Below are 21,658 nucleotides of genomic sequence, written 5' to 3' on the forward strand. Positions count from 1 at the left end.
GTCCAGGGCGGGGCGTCATCCGGATTACAGCACCCGCAGCGCCCCGGCATCGTCTCGCTCACGGCGGCTGAGGGCGCGCAGGACGGCGAGCCCGCCATGCCGCTCGGCGCCCGCGGCGACGAGCAGGTCGATCGCGACTGCCGTCGCCGCTTCGGGCGCGCGTGCGTCCGCCCCGACGCTGAGGGCGAGGTCGTCGGTGTGCACGGCCAGCTCGACGCACCGGGTGCGCAGGTACTCGTCGAGGAGCATCTCCTCCCCCGGCCGGTGCAGGATCGCCACACGGCGGTCGGTAGGCTCCTGCGGCAGCCGGGCGCGGAGGCGGTCGAGTGCCGTCGCGGTGTCGCTCGCCACGGCGGCAGCGCCCGCCGCCGCGGACTCCTGGCTGCGCGCACGCACGCCACGGTTGAGCGCCGAGCCCGGGTCCGGGGCGTCCACGATGCGGGCGTAGTAGGTCACCGCGGTCGTGGGTTCGATGCCTTGGTCGAGCGGCCCGTCGAGGAACCACTCCACCTGCAGCACGCTGCGTGCCAGGTGGCCGGCGAGCGCGCCGACCGTCATGCCGTCCAGGATCGATCCTTCGCCCCACGCGCCCGCGGCCCCAGCCGTCATGGACCGGTCCGACCTGATCTCCCGAACGGCTCGGTGGAGGGTGCAACGACATCCGGACCATCACGGTCTCTCGTGACGAGGTCCGAGCGCCCACCGGCCCGCAACCCCCTCTCGCGAGGGAGGTAGGGGCGCTCCACCAATCCTCCGCGGGGGTCCAGCCCACCAGCGGGATTGATCGATGAGCGCTGCTGCAGGAACCCTGCGGTGCCACGCCCACGCTGCAGCAGCCCGACGTCGTGCGACAGCCGTCCGCAGTCGCCTCCCGTCGGCTACGCGGGTGAACGCCAGGTGTGTTGCGGCGACCAGCCGAGCAGGCCTTCGGCCTTGGTGATGTCGATGAGGCCCTGGGTCCCTTCGACCGCGGTGCGTACGGGGACGTCGGGCAGCTTTCGTGCGAGCAGCTCGGCCGTCGGCGTGGTCATCACCGTGTCGGCCGCGGCAATGTTGACAGCCTCGAACCCTGAGACTTCTGCGTCGAGAGCGAGTCGGACGCTGCGCGCGGCGTCGCGTACGTCGATATAGCTCCACAGGTTCCACGCTCGACTGTCCGGGTCGTTCTCGAAGTCGGGGAACCTCGCGTACTGCTCCGGCTCGATGATGTTGGAGAACCTCAGCCCGATCATCTTCAGCCGCGGGTCGCGGCGCGTGAGCTGACGCGCGATCTCTTCCTCGAGCACCTTGGCCAACGAGTACGCGACGTTGCCCTGGGCCGGGTACTCCTCGTCCATGGGGACGTACGGCGGCTCGGTGGTGGCGAACGGGTACCCCAGAAGGGTCTCGCTCGAGGCCCACACGATGTTGCGCACGCCGGCGATCTGCGCGGCCGTGAACACGTGGTACGTCGAGGTCAGGTTGTTGGTGAAGGTCGCCGTGTTGGCGGCGTTGCTCGCCCCCGGGATCGCGCCGAGGTGCACGACTGCGTCCACGCCACCGTGCAGCTCGTCGATGCCGTGCAGGGCCTCGACCACCTGGCCGAGATCCGTCAGGTCGAGGCGGGTGAACGAGCCGGCCGTTTCTCGTCCAGGCGGCAGCACGTCGAAGCCATGGACGCTCCAGCCGGCCTCCGCCAGGTTGCGGACCACGGCAGAGCCGAGCTTCCCGCTGCTGCCGGTGACGGCGACTCGTCGATTCGGGGTGGTGCTCATCCGAGACCTTTCTCTTCTCCGTGCAGTGTCAGTGGCTCATCGTGGCTCGAAGCCGTCCGGGAGGCGCGGGGTGCGCTCCTGGGCGCGGTGACCGCCACCTGCTGCCGGCGCCGAGGGAGGCGGGACCAGTCATCGTCAGCATGAGCGAGATGCCGCGAGGGAGGGGTGAGGTGGTCCTACCCAGTCGCTTCTGCTCGGCCCGCATCTCCAGAGCCGAGGTACTCGCGTCGGCCTGACGCCATCGCGCTACTGCCTGGCGCCTCGTGCACGGGTGTCGAAGTCGACGAACAGGTCGACGAACTCTTGCGGCGTCTCTTCGGCGACCCAGTGCCCTGAGCCGGCGATGAGCTGGCCCGTGACGTCCTCGGCGATCTCCTCGACCATCGGAGGGTAGTTGCGTGCTAGTGCCTGCTCGCCGCCCCCGGATGCCAGGACCGGCATGGTGAGCTTGCCGTCCTTCTTCAGCGCGGCGCGGTTGAGGTCGGCGTCGTGGTCCAGCTCGCGGTAGATCTCGCACAGGGCGCGCATCGCGCCGGGGGCCTCGAACGCGCGGGCGTACACGTCCGGGTCCTGCTCGGTGATCGCGTCGGGCTGGTAGGTGAGGTCGTCGTAGAAGCGGTTGATGTACCACCGCTCGCGCCCGTGGGTCAGGTAGACCGCGATGTCGGGGTTGGCGTGGAAGTCGAAGTGCCACGCGCTCTTGGCGACCTTGCGCTGCTCGTAGTAGTCGGTGCCGGGCAGCGGCGCCTCCATGAACGTCACGCTCGCGACGTCCTCGCGGTAGCGCAGCGCGTAGCTCAGGGCGAGCATCGACCCGAGGTCGTGCCCGACCAACGACACGGGCTCGTCGACGCCGAGCAACTCGTGCACCAGGGCGTGGATGTCGCCGGCCATCGTCCACTTGTCGTAGCCGTCCCGGGGCTTCGACGACGCACCGGCGCCGCGGACATCCGGAGCGATCACGCGGTAGCCGGACTCGGTCAAGGGGCCGGTGACCTTGCGCCAGGCGTAACGGGTCTGGGGCGCGCCGTGCAGCAGGACGACGGTCTTGCCCGCTCCCTGGGCCGGGGTGGTCACGGTGTAGCCGATGCGCACGCCGGCAGCCTGGTCGATCCAGGCACGCCCGTGCTCGACGGTGTCGTTCAGGTGGTTCACGTCAGCCCTTCCTCGACCGGTGGACGGGTCAGCGAGGGCGGGTGAGCTCGGCCTGGCGCGCTGCTTTGACGGTCTCGGGGGTGGTGCGGTTCTCCTCGACCTGCCGCTGCGTCTCCTCGTCGCCGCCCACGACGTGGTCGGCGCCGTCCATGAGCGCCGCGAAGCCCTGCCGCGCGACCAGGGTCTTGTCGTTCTTCTTCGCGCCCGGGCCGAGCGCGGTGTTGCTCATGCCCGCGTTGACGTGGAAGTCGGAGTCCGTGGCGCCGGGCAGCAGCGCAGTCACGCTCACACCGGTGTCGCGCAGCTCCTCGCGCAGCGACTCGGCGAAGGAGAACCCGAACGCCTTGGAGGGACCGTAGACCGTCTCGTACGGGGTCGGGGTGGCGGCGGAGATCGAAGACACGACCAGGATGCGACCACGCCCGCGGGGCACCATGTCCTGCACCACACGCTTGGCCAGGTGCACGGTCCCGGTGACGTTGACCGCGATCAGCCGCAGCTCGTCGTCCAGGTCGTTGTCGACGAACGCACCACCCAGGCCGATGCCCACGTTCAGCGCGGCCGCTTCCAGCGGGCGTCCCAGGCCGGCGACGAAGGACCAGAAGCCCTCCACGCCGTCATAGGTCGACGCGTCGTGCTGGTGGGCCCACGCCTGCGCCCCCAGCTCGCGCAGCGCCTCGGCCGACTGGTGCACACGGTCGCTCTGACCCGCGATGGCGACGTCGAAACCGTTCGTGGCGAACTGCTTCGCGAGCTCGAACCCGATGCCGGACGAGCCTCCGGTCACCATGGCGAGCGGACGATCGGTAGACATGACTTCTCCCTTCCGTGCCACGACGTTCGCCGCGGCCATCAACCATGCTCGAACGAGCCCGCCGCTCGCAGAAGGGGAGAAAGTGTCCTAGGCAGCCAGGGCCTACCCGGCGTCGGTGGCGCTGCCCGACGTCGCGCTTGGTCAACGAGGCGTGCGCGGCCCGGTCCGCTCCACCGTGTCGGCGCCCACAGGAGTCCGCACAGCCTCGTCGGCCACCTCGGCCCCGTCCCGGGCGCTGGCACGCCAGCTGGCCAGGAGACGCAGGGCAGCGTCGGAGCGGGGGTCGGTGGCGGTGTAGACGAACAGCGTCTGCGCGGCGTCGTCGGGGACGGTGAACGCCTCCCACTCGATCGTCAGCGGCCCGACCACCGGATGGTGGAACCGCTTGGTGCCCGTCGTGCGGCCCTCCGGATGCGGTTCGGCCCACCAGCGACGGAACTCGTCGCTGGTCGTGGCGAGCTCGCCCACCAGTGCCGCGATCTGCGGGTCGCGGGGGCGGGCCGAGGACTCCAGCTGCAGCACACCGACCAGCTCGTTCGCGATCGTCGCCCAGTCCAGGTACAGCTCCCGGGCCTCCGGATCGGTCATGATCCAGCGCAGCAGGTTGCGGTCATTCACCGGGCGGGCGGGGAAGTCGGCGAGCAGCGCCCAGGCCAGCTCGTTGCCGACCAGCACCTCCATCCGCGGGCCCAGGACGAACGCCGGCTGATTGTCGAGGTGGCGGATCATCCGCACCACCCCCGGGCGCACCGACGGCAGCTCGTCGCCACCAGGCCGGCGTCCCACCGGGCGCGCCAGGTTCACCAGATAGTCGCGCTCCGCATCGTCCAACCTCAGGATCCGCGCGATCGCGTCGAGCACCTGCTCCGACGGCGTGACCCCGCGCCCCTGCTCCAGGCGGACGTACCAGTCGGCGCTGACCCCTGCCAGGAACGCGACCTCCTCACGACGCAGCCCGGGCACCCGCCGGGTGCCGGTCACCTCGATCCCCACCATCTGCGGCGTCACCGCGGCACGCTTGGCGGTGAGGAACTCGCTGAGCCTCTGGTTCTTCTTGGCCATACCTCAGTGTCGCGCGCGGGCAGCACGGTGGGCAGGCCGGAGGGTAGGACGGCGTCTCCTACGTACCGCCCTCCCCGCGGATGTGGCGCGCGGGCTTTCTCTGTGGTCGTGGCCGGCGCGCCGGCCGCGACCTGAGCGAGCACCGCATGTGTCCTGGGCGCGGGGTGCGTCCCGCGAACGAGGACGCCACCGGGAGACGGCGTCGGGCGTCGGACGGACCTCCTAGGACGTCGTCCTCGCGGCCGGCTCCATCAGACGGGCCTCCGGACGCGGGAGCACCGGCAGGGCACGAGCCCCTCGCGCGGCGCGCAGGCCGTTGAGGATGACGACGACCTCCGCCACCTCGTGCACGAGGACGACCCCGGCGAGACCGAGCACGCCGAACAGGGCGAGCGGGAAGAGCACGACGATGATCGCGAGGGCGAGGACGATGTTGCCGGTCATGATCCGCCGCCCGCGGCGGGCGTGGGCCAGCCCCTGGGGCACCAGCCGCAGGTCGGTGCCGGTGAACGCGACGTCGGCAGACTCGACGGCGGCGGCCGAGCCCCCCACACCCATGGCGATGCCGACGCTCGCGGCAGCCAGTGCCGGGGCGTCGTTCACGCCGTCCCCGATCATCGCCGTCGGGACGCGCTGCGCGGACTCGCGGACCGCCCGCTCCTTGTCCTGCGGCAGCTGCGCGGCTCGCACCTCGTCGATGCCCGCCTCCCGGGCGAGGGCGAGCGCGGTGCGCTCGTTGTCCCCGGTCAGCATCGTCACGGCGACGCCGTCCGCCGCCAGGTGCCGGACGGCCTCCGCAGCCTCGGGACGCAGCTCGTCGCGGATCCCGAGCACCGCGGCCGGAGCGTCGTCGACGGCCACGACGACGACCGTCATGCCCTTCTCCTCCAGCGCGGCGGCGCTGCCGGCGAGCTCGCCCGGGTCGATCCAGCGGGTGGTGCCGACGCGGACTCTCCGGCCGTCGACCGTGCCCTGGAGGCCACGGCCGGGCAGCCCCTGGACGTCGTCGGCACGTGCCGGCACCGGGGTCGTGGCAAGGATCGCCGCGGCGAGCGGGTGGGTGCTGCGCGCCTCCAGCGCGGCGGCCAGCGCCAGCGCCTGCTCGCGGGTGGTACCCGGGGCGGTGACGGTCTCGACCACCTCGGGGCGATTGCGGGTGAGCGTGCCCGTCTTGTCGATCGCCACCGCCCGGACCGTGCCGAGCTCCTCGAACGCCGCACCGGACTTGATGACCATGCCGAACCGGCTGGCCGCTCCGATCGCGGAGATTACGGTCACGGGGACGGCGATCGCCAGGGCGCACGGCGACGCGGCGACCAGCACGACCAGCGCACGCTGTACCCAGAGCCCAGGCTCGCCGACGACCAGCCCCCACGCGGCGACCAGCGCGGCGACCACCAGCACGATCGGCACCAGAGGGCGTGCGATGCGGTCGGCGAGCCGTGCACGCTCCCCCTTGCGCGCCTGCGCCTCCTCGACCAGGCGCACGATCGTCGTGAGCGAGTTGTCCCGCCCGTCCGCGGTGGCCTCCACCAGCAGGGCCCCGGTGCCGTTGACCGCACCTGCGGGCACGGCGTCGCCAGGGCCCACCTCGACGGGGATGGACTCCCCGGTGATCGCCGAGGTGTCCAGGGAGCTCCGCCCCTCGGTCACCACGCCGTCCGTCGCGAGCCGCTCCCCGGCGCGCACGACGAGCAGGTCGAGCTCGCGCACCTGGGTGGCGGGCACCTCGACCTCGCCGCTGAGGCGCGACAGCCGCGCCGTCTCCGGCATCAGAGCGAGGAGCGCGCGCAGGCCGTGCTTCGCGCGGTCCATCGCACGATCCTCGAGCGCCTCCGCGATCGAGAACAGGAACGCCAGAGCGGCGGCCTCGCCGACATGCCCGAGCACCACGGCGCCGATCGCGGCGATCGTCATGAGCAGCCCGACCCCGAGCCGGCCCCGCAGGAGCCGACGCAGGGCGCCAGGGACGAACGTCCAGGCGCCGGCGACCAGGCTCGCGGCCTGCACCACCCGGGCCGGCACCTCCAGCCCGGACCACTCCAGGCCGTAGCCGACCGCCAGCAGGACGCCCGAGACGGCCGGCAGCAGCAAGGCGCGGTCGCGCCACCAGGGCGCCAGCTCGTCGTGCTCGTCGTGCTCGTCGTGCTCGTCGCTGTCGGCGCGGCTCTGCGCGGTGCCGTCGCCGGAGGTGGGCGCCGGCGGCCTCACGCCCAGCCCGAGCAGGACGGGACGGTCCTCGGCCTCGTCGCCGCCGCAGCACTCGCGGCTCATGCCTCGACCTCGCAGGCGGTGCAGCCGGGCACGTCGCACAGCGGGTTCGTGCACTCACGCCCGTCGCGGACGTCGATCACGACGCGCATCAGCTCGCCCAGCGCGGCGCCCAGGTGCGGGTCGGCCAGCTCGTACCGGGTGCGACGGCCGTCCGGCTCGGCCAGCACCAGCCCGCAACCACGCAGGCACGCGAGATGGTTGGACACGTTGGACCGGCTCAGGTCCAGCGCGGACGCGAGGTCGGCGGGATAGGCGGGACCGTCCAGCAGACGCTCGAGGATGCGCGCCCGGGTCGGGTCGCTCATCGCCCGCCCGAGCCTACCCATCACCTCGATGCGGTCGAGTGTGTTCAGCATGCGATGAACAGTACATCGCATCGTGAACTCAGGTCGAGAGCTGGAGCCCGGACATCGGAGAAGCGATGCACCGGGAGCGAACAGGGGCCTCTTCGCCAACCTGATTCCGCGATACCCGGGGATCAAGGCCGACCTGCAGTCGCCGCGGGGCCGAGGTCTGCACGAGTCATGTGTACGCTCGTACGCAACGATTCGAGGCATTGCCTACCAAGTGGTAGCCATTGCTCGGGTGTGGGGCTACTCTTCCCGTGTTGCGTACGTCGGTACGCAACGGCAGGTGGGAGCGATCCCACCCGTGGACGGACCTGGGGCTCGGGCCCCCACTCAAGGAGAGAGCCGCGTGGAGAGCATCACCAAGAACCGCCAGTCGACGACGACCCTGCGGGCGATGATCGAGCGCGCCTACGGCTCCCAGCAGGTGCCTGACGGTGACGGCTTCGCGACAGAGTTGTCGTACGGGTTCTTCAACGCCCTGTACCGGATCCGGCTGCGGGACGGCGCCGAGGTGGTGCTGAAGATCGCGCCTCCCGCAGACATCGCGCTGATGGCGCGCGAGCACGGGATGATGCGCAACGAGCTCGCCGCGATCGAGCTCGTGCGGCGCGAGTCCGACGTGCCGACCCCCCGCCTGGACTACGTCGATCAGACGGGCGAGCTGATCGATGCCGACTACTTCTTCATGGAGTACGTCGACGCCCCGTGCTTCGGTATCGCGGCCGAGGCCGGCGAGCTCTCCCTCGAGGAGGTCGAGGTGGGTTTCGAGGCCCTGGGTGCGGTCAACCGTCGCCTGACCGAGATCGTCGGACCGCACTTCGGCCCGCTCGAAGGTGAAGGCTTCGCGACCTGGCGCGAGGCTGCGACCACGTGGTTCGAGGACGTCCTGACCGACGGCGAGAAGGCGGCCGTCGACCTCGGGTGGAAGTACGACGACGTCCGCGAGGCCTGGGCTGCGCGCGCCGCCGTGCTCGACGACGTCACCGAGCCCCGGTTCATCGAGGTCGACCTGTGGGCGAAGAACTCCATGATCCGCGACGGGCAGATCGTGGCCGTCATCGACCACGAGCGCGCCATGTTCGGCGACCCGCTCATGGAGGCCGGCCTGACGGGCCTGGACCTGACGGTGTTCCCCGACCCCGCACCGTTCATGCGTGGCTTCGGCCTCGGCGACCTGACGGCCTCCCAGCGCACCAGGCGCCACCTGTACACGCTGTGGCTCGCCGTCACGATGCTCGTGGAGACCACCTACCGCGGACAGACCCCCGAGCAGTACCGCTGGGCGTGCGAGCAGCTCGACGTCGCCATGGGGCTGCTCGGCCGCGTGAAGTAGACCCGTGTCTCGGCCCACCCTCTCGCCTCACCAGCTCGGCAGCCGCCCCATCGGGCGGCTGCTGTGGCACACCTGCTCACAGACCACCCTGTCGGTCGGGGTGTACGGGATCTATGCGCTGACCAACGCGTGGTTCGTCGCCCGCGGCGTCGGGCCGACGGCGATGGCCTCCGTCAACCTCGTCGCGCCGATCCTCCTCGGGCTCGGTGCGGTCTCGACCACCGTCGGCGTCGGTGGTGCGTCCCTGGTCTCGCGCAGCCTCGGGGCGGGCGACCCCGCGCGCGCTGCTCGCGCTGCCGGCAACGCCTTCGTCGTGTTCTGGGTAGCAGCCATCCTGACCACCGTGGCCGGCCTGACGTTCCTCGGACCACTGCTCACCGCCCTCGGCGCCACCGGCGCCACCCTGCAGTACGCCCGCGACTACGCCGTGATCATTCTTGCTGGCTCCATCGTCTCCACCGGCTTCTCCGCGCTCGTACGCGCCGAGGGCCGCATGTTCTTTTCCACCCTGCTGTGGCTCGTGCCCGTGCTGGTCCAGGTCACCCTCGACCCGCTGCTGATCTTCGGGTTCGACATGGGCGTGCGCGGCGCAGCCCTCGGCACCGTCGGCGGGCAAGCCGTCTCAGCCGGGATGAGCATCTGGTTCTTCTTCATCCAGCGGCGCCGCCCCTACCGGATCGGGTGGGCGGCCCTCCGCCCGCACGGGCCGACCATCGGCGCAGTCCTGGGAATCGGCGCGCCATCGTTCCTCGCCGGCGCCGGCACCACCGTGCTGACCGTGCTGGTCAATCTCTCCCTCTCCCGGGACGATACCGTCACCGCCGGCGCGGCCGCGGGCGGAGCCGTCGCCCTCGCCGCGTACGCGATCTGCGCGCGCATCCAGACCTTCGTCACCATGCCCCAGACCGGAATCAGCCAGGGTCTGCAACCGGTCGTCGGATACAACGCCGGGGCGCGGCTCACCGATCGCGTCAACCGCGCCCGCATCCTCGCCCTGCGCGCCACGCTCGTCTACGGCGTCGCCGCCGCGGGCATCATCGCCCTTGCAGCCGAGCCACTGGTACGGCTCTTCGTCGACGAGCCCGACGTCGTCGCCACCGCGACCGACGCCATGCGCATCATCGCCATCGGCCTCGCCGTCGCCGGAGTCACCCCACTCGTGTCCGCCTACTTCCAGGCCCTGGGCCAAGCTCGACCCTCGTACCTCATCTCGATCGGCACCCTGCTCGCGATCAAGATCCCCCTCGTCCTCACCCTGGGGGGCCTCGGCCCGACCGGTACCTGGGTGGCCCTCGCAGGAGGCGAGCTCCTCGCCGCGCTCGTCTCCCTCGTCGTCCTCTACCTCGCCTCTCGGCAGGCCGCCACGTCCGCCACCACCAGTTTCGAAACCTCCAAGACCCGATTCTGACGTCCCTGAAAATCGGTCGACTCTGGTCCGGCGCGACTACGGCGCCGTTGGCGCGTTGCGCCAACTGTTCCGGGATCGCCGCCGTCCGGTAGCCCGCGTCCGTCTTCACCCGCCCGACAACGGCGTTGATGCCCTTGCCGCCCTGCGAGACGTTCTGCGCCACGCTGACGGACGCCGACGCCAGGTCCCGAAGGTCCACGTCACGACGTCGCAGCGCGCGGGCCTCGCCGATCCGCAGCCCCGTCCACCTCAGGAGGTCGGCCAGCGCCCGCAGGTGTTCGGGCAGCGCTTGAGCGTGGCCTGAACCTCCGCCGCACTGAGCAGCACCGGCTGGCGCTGCCTCTTGTGGCGGCCGCCGGCGACCACGCGTGCCGGCGAGGCGTCGATGAGTCCGCGGGCGATCGCCGCCTTGAACACTGCCGACAGGAACTTGTAGGTCTGCGCGCGGCCTCCCCCGAGCCGTCGGTCGCCCGGTTCGCCTTCCGGGCACGCGCTCGCAGCTCCTTCTTGAGCCGGCCTTTCGCGAGGGAGGTGGGGGCGCTCCACCATTCCCCCGCGGGGGTGTGGCGGGGAATGAACGGCCATTCGGGGGTTCTGGTGTCCATCCGTGCCCACGGACGGCAGGAGCAAAGCTGCAGGTCAGCGCACGAAAAACGGGGGTGGTGGGCCCGGAGGGACTCGAACCCCCGACATCCACGGTGTAAGCGTGGCGCTCTGACCAGCTGAGCTACAGGCCCTGGGCAGCGCAGCAAAGAATACCCGGCGAGGGGCGCCCCGCCGGACACCTGCGCGCCCCTGCTCCGAGTCAGATCTCGGCGAGCGCCTCGCGGTACGCCTCGAGGTCGCGCCGCTGGCCCCGCGGATTGACGACCGACCACCGCACGATCCCGTCGGCGTCGACGAGGAACGTGCCGCGCAGCGCGTGGCCGCTGGTCGGGTCGAACACGCCGTACGAGTCCGCGACGGCGCCGTGCGGCCAGAAGTCGCTGAGCAGATCGAAGCCGAAGCCCTCCTGCTCGTGCCAGGCCTTGAGCGTGAACACCGGGTCGGTGGAGACTCCGAGCACCCGCACCCCGGCCGCCTCGAAGTCCTCGATGTTGTCGCGCAGCTCGCACAGCTCGCCGGTGCAGATCCCCGAGAACGCGAACGGGAAGAACACCAGCAGCACCGGCTCGCCGCGCAGGTCGGCGAGGTGCACGGGGGTGCCGTGCGTGTCGGGCAGCGTGAAGTCGGGCGCGGGGTCGCCCGCGCGCCACCGCGCCTCAGGGGCGGGGGTCGTCACCGGCCGGTCGCCCGGTCAGCGCCCGCGGCCGCGGTTGGCCAGCTTGGTGGCCGACCAGTCGGACGCGACGGCGAACGTGCTGGTGGCGTGGAGGCCCGCGGTGGTCGCGGCCTCCTGGATCTCGTCGTGGCCGACATGGCCGTCACGCCCGGGCTTCGGCGTCAGCAGCCAGATGAGGCCGCCGTCGTCGAGCACCGTCAGGACGTCGACGAGGAGGTCCGTGAGGTCGCCGTCGTCGTCCCGCCACCACGCGATGACGCCGTCGGTCACGTCGTCGTAGTCCTCGTCGACGAGCTCGCCGCCGACGAGGGCCTCGATATCGGCCCGCAGCGCGTCGTCGACGTCGTCTCCCCACCCGAACTCCTGCACCACCTGGCCGGTGGTGAACCCGAAGCGTGCTGCCGGGGATTCCGCCTGCTTACCCACTTTGGACCTTCGTTCCTCTCCGTCTGACGTCATGCCGAGCTGCGCGGACCGCGCGCGGGCGGTCTTCTCTCGTGTGCGCCAACGTAGTCCACCGGACGCGGCGGCGCCCGGCAACCCCCTTCGCCCGACCGTTTGCCAGTACCCGGGGTATCACCTGGATATCACCCGGCTCGGGGAGTGATCTCGGCAACATCCGCGGGTCCGGCATGACGTAGATCACGGATCCTTGACCGCCCGATGGTGTTCCCCCGGGCCGTCTGGGGACACAATGAGTGATGACCACCCGTTCGTGGTCCGCACCGTCGCGACCACGCGTCGCGGTGCCGCCACGACGGGATGCCTGACACGGACCGCGGCGGCGACCACGTGCTGCCCGTCCGAAGAAGAGAGAGGTTGCTGGTGGCTTCGTACGACGAGACCGGACCGTTGATCAACGGCCTGCTCAGCGCCGTCCCGGACATCGACCCCGCCGAGACCGGCGAGTGGGTCGAGTCGTTCGACGGCCTGATCGACGACAAGGGCGGCCCGCGGGCCCGCTACGTCATGCTCAACCTGCTGCGTCGCGCGCGGGAGCGCAACGTGCACATCCCCGCGACCGTGGCGACGCCGTACGTCAACACGATCGCCGTGCACGACGAGCCGTACTTCCCGGGCGACGAGGCGATGGAGCGGCGCTACCGCTCGTGGATCCGCTGGAACGCCGCCGTCATGGTGACGCGCGCCCAGCGCCCCGAGATCTCGGTGGGCGGCCACATCTCCTCCTACGCGTCGGTGGCGACGCTGTACGAGGTGGGCCTCAACCACTTCTTCCGCGGCAAGGACCACCCCGGTGGCGGCGACCAGGTGTACTTCCAGGGGCACTCCTCCCCCGGCCAGTACGCCCGCAGCTTCCTCGAGGGCCGCATGTCGGCGGAGACGCTCGACGGCTTCCGCCAGGAGAAGTCGCACGCCGGCGGCGGCCTGCCCTCGTACCCGCACCCGCGCATGCTTCCGGACTTCTGGGAGTTCCCGACGGTCTCGATGGGCCTCGGCCCGGCGTCGGCGATCTACCAGGCCTGGACCAACAAGTACCTGCACAACCGCGGCATCAAGGACACGAGCCAGCAGGACGTCTGGGCGTTCCTGGGCGACGGCGAGATGGACGAGCCCGAGTCGCGCGGCATGCTGCAGCAGGCGGCCCACCAGCAGCTCGACAACCTGACGTTCGTCGTGAACTGCAACCTGCAGCGCCTCGACGGGCCGGTCCGCGGAAACGGCAAGATCATGCAGGAGCTGGAGGCCCAGTTCAAGGGCGCCGGCTGGAACGTCATCAAGGTCGTCTGGGGCCGCGAGTGGGACGCCCTGCTCAACGCGGACAAGGACCGCGCCCTGGTCAACCTCATGAACGCCACGCCCGACGGCGACTACCAGACGTACCGCGCGGAGTCCGGCGCGTTCATCCGCGAGCACTTCTTCGGCCGCGACCCGCGGACCAAGGCGCTCGTCGAGAACATGACCGACGACGACATCTGGAACATGAAGCGCGGTGGTCACGACTACCGCAAGATCTACGCGGCGTACTCCGCGGCGCGCGCCCACACGGGCCAGCCGACGGTGATCCTCGCGCAGACGGTCAAGGGCTACGCCCTCGGCTCGAGCTTCGCGGGCCGCAACGCCACGCACCAGATGAAGAAGGTCAAGAACGCCGACCTCAAGGCGCTGCGCGACAACCTGCACATCCCGCTGACGGACGAGCAGCTCGACGCCGACCCGTACCTGCCCCCGTACTACCACCCGGGCATGGACGACGAGGCGATCCAGTACATGCTGGAGCGCCGCCGGCACCTGGGCGGCTTCCTGCCCGAGCGCCGCTCGACGCCGAAGCCGCTGACGCTGCCGGAGCCGAAGACCTACGAGATCCTCAAGAAGGGCTCCGGCACGCAGCACGTCGCCAGCACGATGGCGTTCGTCCGCCTACTCAAGGACCTCATCAAGGACAAGGAGTTCGGCAAGCGCGTCGTGCCGATCATCCCCGACGAGGCCCGCACGTTCGGTCTGGACGCGATCTTCCCCAGCGCCAAGATCTTCAACACGCAGGGGCAGAACTACCTCGCCGTGGACCGCGAGCTCATGCTGAGCTACAAGGAGTCCGAGTCCGGGCAGATCATGCACACCGGCATCAACGAGGCCGGCTCCGCCGCCGCCTTCCAGTCCGTCGGCACGTCGTACGCGACGCACGGCGAGGCCATGGTGCCGGTCTACATCTTCTACTCGATGTTCGGCTTCCAGCGCACCGGCGACCAGTTCTGGGCGGCCGGCGACCAGCTCGCCCGCGGCTTCATCATCGGCGCCACGGCAGGCCGGACCACCCTGACGGGTGAGGGCCTGCAGCACGCCGACGGCCACTCGCCGCTCATCGCCGGTACCAACACGGCGATGGTGCAGTACGACCCGGCCTACGGGTACGAGATCCGCCACATCGTGCGCGACGGCATCGACCGCATGTACGGCGACGGGTCCGACGGCCGCGACCAGAACGTCATGTACTACCTCACGGTGTACAACGAGCCGATGATCCAGCCGGCGGAGCCGGAGGACGTGGACGTCGACGGCATCCTCCGCGGCATCCACCGGATCGCGACGTCCGACGTCGAGGGCCCCAAGGCGCAGCTCCTCGCCTCCGGCGTGGGCGTGCCGTGGGCGCTCGAGGCGCAGCAGCTCCTCGCGGAGGACTGGGGCGTGTCGGCCGACGTGTGGTCGGTGACCTCCTGGAACGAGCTGCGTCGCGACGCGCTCGCCGCGGAGAAGGACGCCCTGGTCGACCCGGCCGCCGAGCCGCGTACCCCGTACGTGACGCAGAAGCTGTCGGGCGCCCAGGGCCCGTTCGTCGCCACGAGCGACTACGACCACCTGGTGCCGGACCAGATCCGCGCCTGGGTTCCCGGCGACTACGCGGTGCTCGGTGCGGACGGCTTCGGCTTCTCCGACACCCGCGCGGCCGCGCGGCGCTACTTCCTCATCGACGGCCCGTCGATGGTCGTGAAGACGCTGCAGCAGCTCGCCCGCCGCGGCGAGGTCCCGGCCGACGTCGTCGCCAAGGCGGTCGAGAAGTACCGCCTGCGCGACGTCAACGCCGGCACGTCCGGCGTCGCCGGCGGCGACAGCTGATCTCCGCGAGATAGAGAACCGAGACCCGCGAGATAGAGAGGGGGCGGGCCGCAACCTGGTTGCGGCCCGCCCCCTCTCTATCTCGCGGGTCTCGGTTCTCTATCTCGGCGACGTCTGCTCCCGGGCGGCGACGACGCGGCCCAGCTCCGCCCTCAGCTCCTCGGTGCCGGGGTGCAGCGCGAGCGACTCCAGGTGCTGGCGCGCCTCCGCGACGCGGCCCGCCTCGAGGGCGGCGAGCACGAGCTGCCGCCCCACCTCGGGGGTGTGCTCGCGGGCCCGCCAGTGCCCGATGCCGAGCCCCAGCGCCTCGGTCGGCATGCCGGCGTCGCGCAGGATCGCCAGGCCCTCGGCCAGCGCCTCGCCGCCCGGGTCACGCTCGGCCGCGGTGGCGAGGCGGCGGGCCGCACCCTCCGGGTCGTCGGCGACGGACAGCCGCCCGAGCTCGAGCAGCGGGCGCCACCCGCGGGGGTGCCCGGCAAGCTCCTCCGCGAGCGACCAGACGGCCAGGTCGGCGGCGCGCTGCTGCGCGGCCTCGTCGGCCGGGGCCGTGAGCGGGTCCTCGGGGTTCGGCGACTCGGCCGCGCGCCGGCGGACGATCTCGGCGAGGGCACGGAAGGCGGCCGCGTCGTTCGGGTCGTCGGTGAGGATGGCCCGCAGGGCGTCCTCGGGCAGCGTGTCCTCGTGCTCCTGCGACGGCGAGGGCCGGCGCGCCGCCACGGTGGAGGCGGAGAACGGGCGGCGCAGCAGCTGCCGCAGCCGGGGCATGAGGGCCATGGGACCGACACTATCCAATGCGCCCCGCGACGGCCGCGACTCGCGCGGGCACTGCGGGGCCTTTGTGCACTCCCCACAACCGCGCCCGTATCCTCGACCCATGACGAGCAGCCGCACCACGACCCCCGCGACCGACGGCACCGCCGGGCCCCAGGGCGCCACCGCGGCGGACGACGCCCACGTCTCCCGGGGTGAGAACGTGCAGCGCGTGCGCGAGGGCATGGGGCTGCTCACCTCGACCGCGATGCGCCGCCTCGAGGAGGAGGTGCACTGGTACCGCCAGCTTCCCGCGGAGGACCGCTCCTACGTGGCGCTGGTCGCGCAGTCCGGCATCAACGCGTTCGTGAGCTGGTTCGCCGAGCCCACGCCCACCCCGCACGGCGTGGGCGAGATGTTCGCCGCCGCGCCGCCGGAGCTGACGCGCTCCATCTCCCTGCAGCACACGCTGCAGCTCGTCCGCCTCATGGTCGACGTCGTGGAGCAGCACTCGGACGAGATCGCGGCCCCCGGCTACGAGCGCGACCTGCGGGAAGCCGTGCTCCGGTACTCCCGCGAGATCGCCTTCTCGGCGGCCGAGGTGTACGCCCGCGCCGCCGAGGTCCGCGGCGCCTGGGACGCCCGCCTCGAGGCACTGGTGGTGGACGCGCTGGTGCGCGGCGACGGCGACGACTCGCTCCGCTCCCGCGTGTCCGCGCTCGGCTGGAGCGGCCGGGGTCAGGCCCTCGTCGTCGTCGGCGAGGCGACGACGCGGCTCGACGACGTCCGCACGGCCGAGCTGCGGCGCCTCGCCCGCCGCGCCGCGGGCGACGCCCTGGTCGGGATCCACGGCGACCGGCTGGTGCTGGTCCTGGGCGGCGAGGGCGACCTGGCCGCCGCGGCCACGTCGCTGCTGGACCGCTTCGGCCCCGGGCCCGTGGTGATCGGCGGCGTGGTGCCCGACGTCTCGGACGCCGCGGCCTCCGCGGCCGCGGCCCTCGCCGGGCTGGCCGCCGCCCCCGCCTGGCCGCAGGCGCCGCGCCCCGTCCTGGCCGACGAGATCCTGCCGGAGCGCGTGCTGACCGGCGACGTCACCGCGCGCCGCACGCTCGTGGCGCAGGCGTACCGCCCCCTGCAGGAGGCGTCCGGCTCGGTGCTCGAGACCCTGTCGGCGTACCTCGGCACGGGCCGCTCGCTCGAGGCCGCCGCGCGCCGCCTCTACGTGCACCCGAACACGGTGCGCTACCGGCTGCGCAAGGTCTCGGAGATCACCGGCTGGGACCCGCTCGACGCCCGCGAGTCGTTCGTCCTGCAGATCGCCCTGGCCCTCGGCCAGCTCGAGGGGGACCCGGGCGCCGCCTGAGCGCCGCGCGCACGGCGGCAAGGCGGCCCGCCGCCCCGCCGCCTTGGAGGATTCCCACAATCGCTTTCCGCGAGGTTCGTGCGCGTCGCGACGACGCACCTCGGGCGCGGGGTGACACCGTGGGCAGGTGCTCGCCGTCGTCTGCCCTGGACAGGGCTCTCAGACCCCCGGGATGCTCAGCCCCTGGCTGGAGCTGCCCGGCACCGCCGACCTGCTCGACACCTTCTCGGCCGCGGCCGGGACCGACCTCGCCCAGCACGGGACGACGTCGGACGCGGACACGATCCGCGACACCGCCGTGGCCCAGCCGCTGATCGTCTCGTCGTCGCTGCTCGCCCTGCGCGCCATCCTCGACGGGCGTCCCACGACCGAGGTCGTGGACGTCACCGCGGGCCACTCCGTCGGCGAGCTCAGCGCCGCGGCCGTCGCGGGTGCGCTCGATGACGCCGGCGCGGTCGGCCTGGTCTCGCACCGCGCCCGCGCGATGGCGGAGGCCGCCGCGGCGGCGCCGTCCGGCATGAGCGCCGTCGTCGGGGGCGACCCCGAGGAGGTCCTGGCCGCGATCGAGGCCGCCGGGCTGTTCCCCGCGAACGTCAACGGCGGCGGCCAGGTGGTGGCCGCCGGCGACCCGGAGCGCCTCACCGCGCTGGCCGCCGACCCGCCGACCCGCGCACGCGTCATCCCGCTGCAGGTCGCGGGCGCGTTCCACACCCCGTTCATGGAGTCGGCCCGCGTCGCCTTCGAGCAGGTCGCGACCGGCTGGCTCGCGACCGACCCGCGCCTGCCGCTGCTGTCGGACGCCGACGGCGCCACCTATGACACGCTCGCCGCCGGCTCGCACGGGCACGGCACCGCCACGGACGTCCTCGCGCGCCTCGCCGCGCAGGTCACCGCGCCGGTGCGCTGGGACCTCTGCCAGGCGACGCTCGCCGACCGCGGCGTCACCGGCATCCTCGAGCTCGCCCCGGGCGGGGTTCTCACGGGTCTCGCCAAGCGCGCGCTCAAGGGCGTCGAGTCGGTCGCCGTGAAGTCGCCCGACGACGTCGAGGCGGCGCGCGACCTCATCGCCCGCCACTCGGTCGCGGGTGGCGCGGAGGCGTCCGCGTGACGACGACGGAGCGCCGTGCGCTCCGCCAGGCCGAGCCGGTCCGCTTCTCGCGCATCCTCGCGATCGCCGGCGAGCGGGGCGAGCGTGTCGTGACGAACGACGACGTCGCGGGCCCGATCGACTCGTCCGACGAGTGGATCCGCCAGCGCACGGGCATCGTCACGCGCCGGTACGCCACCGCGGACGTCGACGTGCTCGACCTGGCCGAGGCGGCGGCCCGCAAGGCGCTCGACGCCGCCGGCCTCACCGGCGCCGACGTGGACGTGGTGATCCTGTCCACGGTGACGTACTTCCACCAGACCCCGGCGGGCGCCGCCGTCCTCGCGGAGCGCCTCGGCGCCACCCCGGCCGCCGCCTACGACGTCTCGGCCGCCTGCGCCGGGTACGCCTACGGCATCGGACAGGCGGACGCCCTCGTGCGGTCGGGCGCAGCCCGGCACGTGCTGGTGATCGGCGCCGAGAAGATGTCCGACTTCGTCGACCCGACGGACCGCTCCATCTCGTTCCTGCTGGGCGACGGCGCGGGCGCGGCCGTCGTCGGGCCGTCGGACACCCCGGGCATCGGCCCGACGGTCTGGGGCTCGGACGGCGCGAAGTCGCAGGCCATCACGCAGACGCGGGGCTGGTCGGACCTGCGCGCGGAGCCGACGGCCGGCTGGCCCACGCTGCGCCAGGACGGCCCGACCGTGTTCAAGTGGGCCAGCTTCCAGATGGCCCCGATCGCGGCGAAGGCGATGGCGGAGGCGGGCGTCGAGCCCGAGGACGTCCAGGTCTTCGTGCCGCACCAGGCGAACATGCGCATCATCGACCAGCTCGTCAAGCAGCTCCGGCTGCCGGACGGCGTCGTCGTCGCGCGGGACATCGCCGACACCGGCAACACGTCGGCCGCCTCGATCCCGCTCGCGACCGAGCGGCTGCTGGCCGAGGGGCAGGCACGTTCCGGCGACCTGGCCCTCCAGATCGGCTTCGGAGCGGGGCTCGTCTACGCGGCCCAGGTCGTGGTGCTGCCCTAGCCTCTGGTGCGACCCCGACGATCGACGGCGTTCGGTCGCCCGGGGTCGTGAGCGACCCCCGCGGTGCGGGACAATCGCACCGCAACACCCCACGGTGCCGGACGGCCGGTACCCCGTTTCAAGGAGAGACGCACCCCATGGCTTACACCTCCCAGGAGATCCTCGAGGGCCTCGCCGAGATCGTCGCCGAGGAGACCGGTCTGCCCACGGACGCGGTCGTGTCGGAGAAGTCGTTCACGGACGACCTCGACATCGACTCGCTGTCGATGATGACGATCGTGACCCACGCCGAGGACAAGTTCGGCGTCCGCATCCCCGACGACGAGGTCAAGAACCTCACCACGGTCGGCGACGCCGTCTCGTACATCGAGGGTGCGCAGGCCGCGTGACGTCGCGGGGCGATCGCCCCGCCGCGCGGGCGGGCCGGTGACCCCGGCCCGCCCGGCAACCTGAACCAGCCGTTCCCGCTCTCACCTCAGGAGTGACCACCCATGACTGCCGCACCCGCCTCGCGCGACGTCGTCGTCACCGGCCTCGGCGCCACCACCCCGCTCGGTGGCGACGCCCCCAGCACCTGGGCCGCCGCCCTCGCGGGAGAGTCGGGCGCGCGCACCCTCGACAACGACTGGGCGGAGAAGTACGAGATCCCCGTCACGTTCGCCGCCACCCTCAAGGTCACCCCCGACCAGGTCCTCTCCCGGCCCGAGACCAAGCGCATGGACCCGTCCACGCAGTACGCGATGGTCGCGGCCCGCGAGGCCTGGCAGGACGCCGGCGCCCCCGAGGTCGACGGCGAGCGCCTCGGCGCCGTGGTCTCCTCCGGCATCGGCGGCATCTGGACCACGCTGGACGGCTGGGACACGCTCCAGGAGCGCGGCGCCCGCCGCATGCTCCCGATGACCGTCCCGATGCTCATGCCGAACTCCCCGGCGGCCTACGTGTCGCTCGAGTTCGGCGCGAAGGCCGGGGCCCACGCCCTCGTGTCCGCCTGCGCGTCGGGCGCCGAGGCGATCGGCTACGGCGTCGACATGATCCGCGCCGGCCGCGCCGACGTCGTCGTGTGCGGCGGCACCGAGGCGACGATCCACCCGATGCCGATCGCGGCCTTCGCCGCATCCCGCACGCTCTCGCTGCGCAACGACGACCCGCAGGGCGCCTCGCGCCCGTACGACATCGACCGCGACGGCTTCGTCATCGGCGAGGGCGCCGCCATCGTGGTGCTGGAGAGCGCCGAGCACGCGGCCGCCCGCGGCGCCCGCGTCTACGCCAAGATCGCCGGCGTCGGCCTCTCCGCCGACGCCTTCCACATCACCTCCCCCGACCCCGAGGGCACCGGGCAGGTCTCGGCCATGCGCCGCTCCCTCGAGGACGCCGGCGTCACCTCCCGCGACGTGGTGCACGTCAACGCGCACGCCACGTCCACCAAGGTCGGCGACCTCACCGAGACCGCGTCGATCCGCACCCTCATGGGCGGCGAGGCCGACCACGTGCGCCTCTCGGCCACCAAGTCCATGACCGGCCACCTGCTGGGCGGCGCCGGCGCGCTCGAGACGCTCTTCACCGTCAAGGCGGTGCACGAGCGCCTCGCCCCGCCCACGATCAACGTGGCGAACCCCGACCCGGAGCTCCAGGTGCCGCTCGTGCGCGACACCCCGGAGAAGCTGCCCGACGGGGACATCGTGGCGCTGAACAACTCGTTCGGCTTCGGCGGCCACAACGTCGCCCTCACGGTGACGAGCGCCTGACCGCGTCCGGACCCGGGCACGACGGCGCCCCGCCACCTCCTGCGAGGTGGCGGGGCGTCGTGCGTGCGGTGGCGGGCTCGGTCCGCGAACCTCAGCCCACGCGGTGCAGCCAGCGCACGGGCGCGCCCGCCCCGGCGTAGCGGAAGGGCTCCAGCTCGTCGTCCCAGGCGGTGCCGAGGGCCAGGTCGAGGGCCTCGCGCACGCCGCGTCCGTCGTGCGCGGACTCCATCGCGGCACGGACCCGGTCCTCGGGCACGACGACGTTGCCGTGCACGTCCGTCATGGCGTGGAAGATGCCGAGGTCGGGGGTGTGGGACCAGCGCGCGCCGTCGGCGCCGTGGCTGGCCTCCTCCGTCACCTCGTAGCGCAGGTGGTCCCAGCCCCGCAGGGCAGAGGCCAGCCGGGCACCCGTCCCCTGGGCGCCCTGCCACGAGTACTCGGCACGGTAAAGTCCGCGCCCCGCCGGCTGGGCAGTCCAGTCCAGCGACACGCGTCCCCCCAGCACGTTGCCCGCCGCCCACTCGAGGTGAGGGCAGAGCGCACGGGGCGCCGAGTGCACGAACAGCACACCGCGGGTGATCGCACCAGCCATGTTGTCCTCCCTGGTTCCGAGGTCCGTCTTCCCCTACGTCCTCGAACCGGTAGGCCTGCTGGTCGGCGAGCTCCGACGGTGT

Annotated in this window: 19 protein-coding genes and 1 tRNA gene; 8 read left to right on the plus strand and 12 right to left on the minus strand. The window is 72.3% G+C overall.

Translation table 11 applies throughout. The features are described from left to right. Positions 1-24: 24 nt before the first annotated feature. The 7 genes from ABZ493_RS02530 to ABZ493_RS02560 form a co-directional block, all read right to left on the minus strand. Positions 25-609, minus strand: coding sequence for a maleylpyruvate isomerase N-terminal domain-containing protein (locus ABZ493_RS02530; protein ID WP_430580609.1), 585 nt, complete (start codon positions 607-609; stop codon positions 25-27). Between the two features lie 269 nt (positions 610-878). Next, positions 879-1,754, minus strand: a complete 876-nt coding sequence (locus ABZ493_RS02535) for an NAD(P)-dependent oxidoreductase (protein WP_430580610.1) — start codon at positions 1,752-1,754, stop codon at positions 879-881. 246 nt (positions 1,755-2,000) lie between these two features. Continuing rightward, complete coding sequence (locus ABZ493_RS02540; RefSeq protein ID WP_430580611.1) at positions 2,001-2,909, minus strand: alpha/beta hydrolase; 909 nt, start codon at positions 2,907-2,909, stop codon at positions 2,001-2,003. 28 nt (positions 2,910-2,937) lie between these two features. Continuing rightward, positions 2,938-3,723 (minus strand): SDR family NAD(P)-dependent oxidoreductase, encoded by a 786-nt coding sequence (locus tag ABZ493_RS02545; protein ID WP_430580612.1) that lies wholly within the window; start codon positions 3,721-3,723, stop codon positions 2,938-2,940. 141 nt (positions 3,724-3,864) lie between these two features. Further along, a complete protein-coding gene (locus tag ABZ493_RS02550; RefSeq protein WP_430580613.1) occupies positions 3,865-4,785 on the minus strand; it encodes a helix-turn-helix transcriptional regulator in 921 nt (306 codons plus the stop codon). Positions 4,786-5,007: 222 nt separating this feature from the next. Continuing rightward, entirely contained in the window at positions 5,008-7,059 is a 2,052-nt protein-coding gene (locus ABZ493_RS02555) for a cation-translocating P-type ATPase (RefSeq protein ID WP_430580614.1), read from the minus strand. After that, positions 7,056-7,415 (minus strand): metalloregulator ArsR/SmtB family transcription factor, encoded by a 360-nt coding sequence (locus tag ABZ493_RS02560; protein WP_430580615.1) that lies wholly within the window; start codon positions 7,413-7,415, stop codon positions 7,056-7,058. The genes ABZ493_RS02555 and ABZ493_RS02560 overlap by 4 nt, the downstream gene beginning before the upstream one ends. Positions 7,416-7,755: 340 nt before the next feature. Here ABZ493_RS02560 and ABZ493_RS02565 point away from each other — a divergent pair, with 340 nt between their 5' ends. After that, on the plus strand, positions 7,756-8,742 hold the full coding sequence (locus tag ABZ493_RS02565) for an aminoglycoside phosphotransferase family protein (protein WP_430580616.1): 987 nt from the start codon (positions 7,756-7,758) through the stop codon (positions 8,740-8,742). Positions 8,743-8,746: 4 nt separating this feature from the next. Next, entirely contained in the window at positions 8,747-10,150 is a 1,404-nt protein-coding gene (locus ABZ493_RS02570; protein ID WP_430580617.1) for an MATE family efflux transporter, read from the plus strand. A 660-nt stretch (positions 10,151-10,810) separates the two neighbouring features. On the opposite strand, the gene ABZ493_RS02575 is transcribed toward ABZ493_RS02570, so the two are convergent. The 3 genes from ABZ493_RS02575 to ABZ493_RS02585 form a co-directional block, all read right to left on the minus strand. Next, positions 10,811-10,887, minus strand: a tRNA-Val gene (locus tag ABZ493_RS02575). Between the two features lie 68 nt (positions 10,888-10,955). Further along, a complete protein-coding gene (locus ABZ493_RS02580; RefSeq protein WP_430580618.1) occupies positions 10,956-11,432 on the minus strand; it encodes a peroxiredoxin in 477 nt (158 codons plus the stop codon). A gap of 15 nt (positions 11,433-11,447) precedes the next feature. Continuing rightward, complete coding sequence (locus ABZ493_RS02585) at positions 11,448-11,891, minus strand: DUF3052 domain-containing protein (RefSeq protein WP_430580619.1); 444 nt, start codon at positions 11,889-11,891, stop codon at positions 11,448-11,450. A gap of 366 nt (positions 11,892-12,257) precedes the next feature. Between ABZ493_RS02585 and aceE the strand changes: the two genes are divergently transcribed. Further along, positions 12,258-15,005 carry a pyruvate dehydrogenase (acetyl-transferring), homodimeric type gene (gene aceE, locus ABZ493_RS02590; protein WP_430580620.1) on the plus strand — a complete coding sequence of 916 codons (2,748 nt, stop codon included), beginning with the start codon at positions 12,258-12,260 and terminating at the stop codon, positions 15,003-15,005. Between the two features lie 99 nt (positions 15,006-15,104). Here aceE and ABZ493_RS02595 read toward each other — a convergent pair whose 3' ends face one another. Continuing rightward, positions 15,105-15,779: a hypothetical protein gene (locus ABZ493_RS02595; protein WP_430580621.1), complete on the minus strand. Its 675-nt coding sequence runs from the start codon at positions 15,777-15,779 to the stop codon at positions 15,105-15,107. A gap of 100 nt (positions 15,780-15,879) precedes the next feature. Here ABZ493_RS02595 and ABZ493_RS02600 point away from each other — a divergent pair, with 100 nt between their 5' ends. From ABZ493_RS02600 to ABZ493_RS02620, 5 genes are all read left to right on the plus strand, one after another. Next, the gene (locus tag ABZ493_RS02600) at positions 15,880-17,118 is read left to right on the plus strand and encodes a helix-turn-helix domain-containing protein (RefSeq protein WP_430580622.1); all 1,239 of its coding nucleotides are present in this window, start codon (positions 15,880-15,882) and stop codon (positions 17,116-17,118) included. A gap of 127 nt (positions 17,119-17,245) precedes the next feature. Then, on the plus strand, positions 17,246-18,226 hold the full coding sequence (locus ABZ493_RS02605) for an ACP S-malonyltransferase (RefSeq protein ID WP_430580623.1): 981 nt from the start codon (positions 17,246-17,248) through the stop codon (positions 18,224-18,226). Next, on the plus strand, positions 18,223-19,239 hold the full coding sequence (locus ABZ493_RS02610) for a beta-ketoacyl-ACP synthase III (protein ID WP_430580624.1): 1,017 nt from the start codon (positions 18,223-18,225) through the stop codon (positions 19,237-19,239). The genes ABZ493_RS02605 and ABZ493_RS02610 overlap by 4 nt, the downstream gene beginning before the upstream one ends. 137 nt (positions 19,240-19,376) lie before the next feature. After that, positions 19,377-19,628 carry an acyl carrier protein gene (locus ABZ493_RS02615; RefSeq protein WP_079574895.1) on the plus strand — a complete coding sequence of 84 codons (252 nt, stop codon included), beginning with the start codon at positions 19,377-19,379 and terminating at the stop codon, positions 19,626-19,628. 102 nt (positions 19,629-19,730) lie between these two features. Further along, complete coding sequence (locus ABZ493_RS02620; protein WP_430580625.1) at positions 19,731-20,984, plus strand: beta-ketoacyl-[acyl-carrier-protein] synthase family protein; 1,254 nt, start codon at positions 19,731-19,733, stop codon at positions 20,982-20,984. A 91-nt stretch (positions 20,985-21,075) separates the two neighbouring features. Here the strand turns inward: ABZ493_RS02620 and ABZ493_RS02625 are convergent, their stop codons facing one another. After that, positions 21,076-21,576, minus strand: a complete 501-nt coding sequence (locus ABZ493_RS02625; protein ID WP_429732474.1) for a DUF3145 domain-containing protein — start codon at positions 21,574-21,576, stop codon at positions 21,076-21,078. Positions 21,577-21,658: the final 82 nt, after the last annotated feature.

Source organism: Isoptericola sp. NPDC019482 (assembly GCF_040632295.1).
Lineage (GTDB): Bacteria > Actinomycetota > Actinomycetes > Actinomycetales > Cellulomonadaceae > Isoptericola.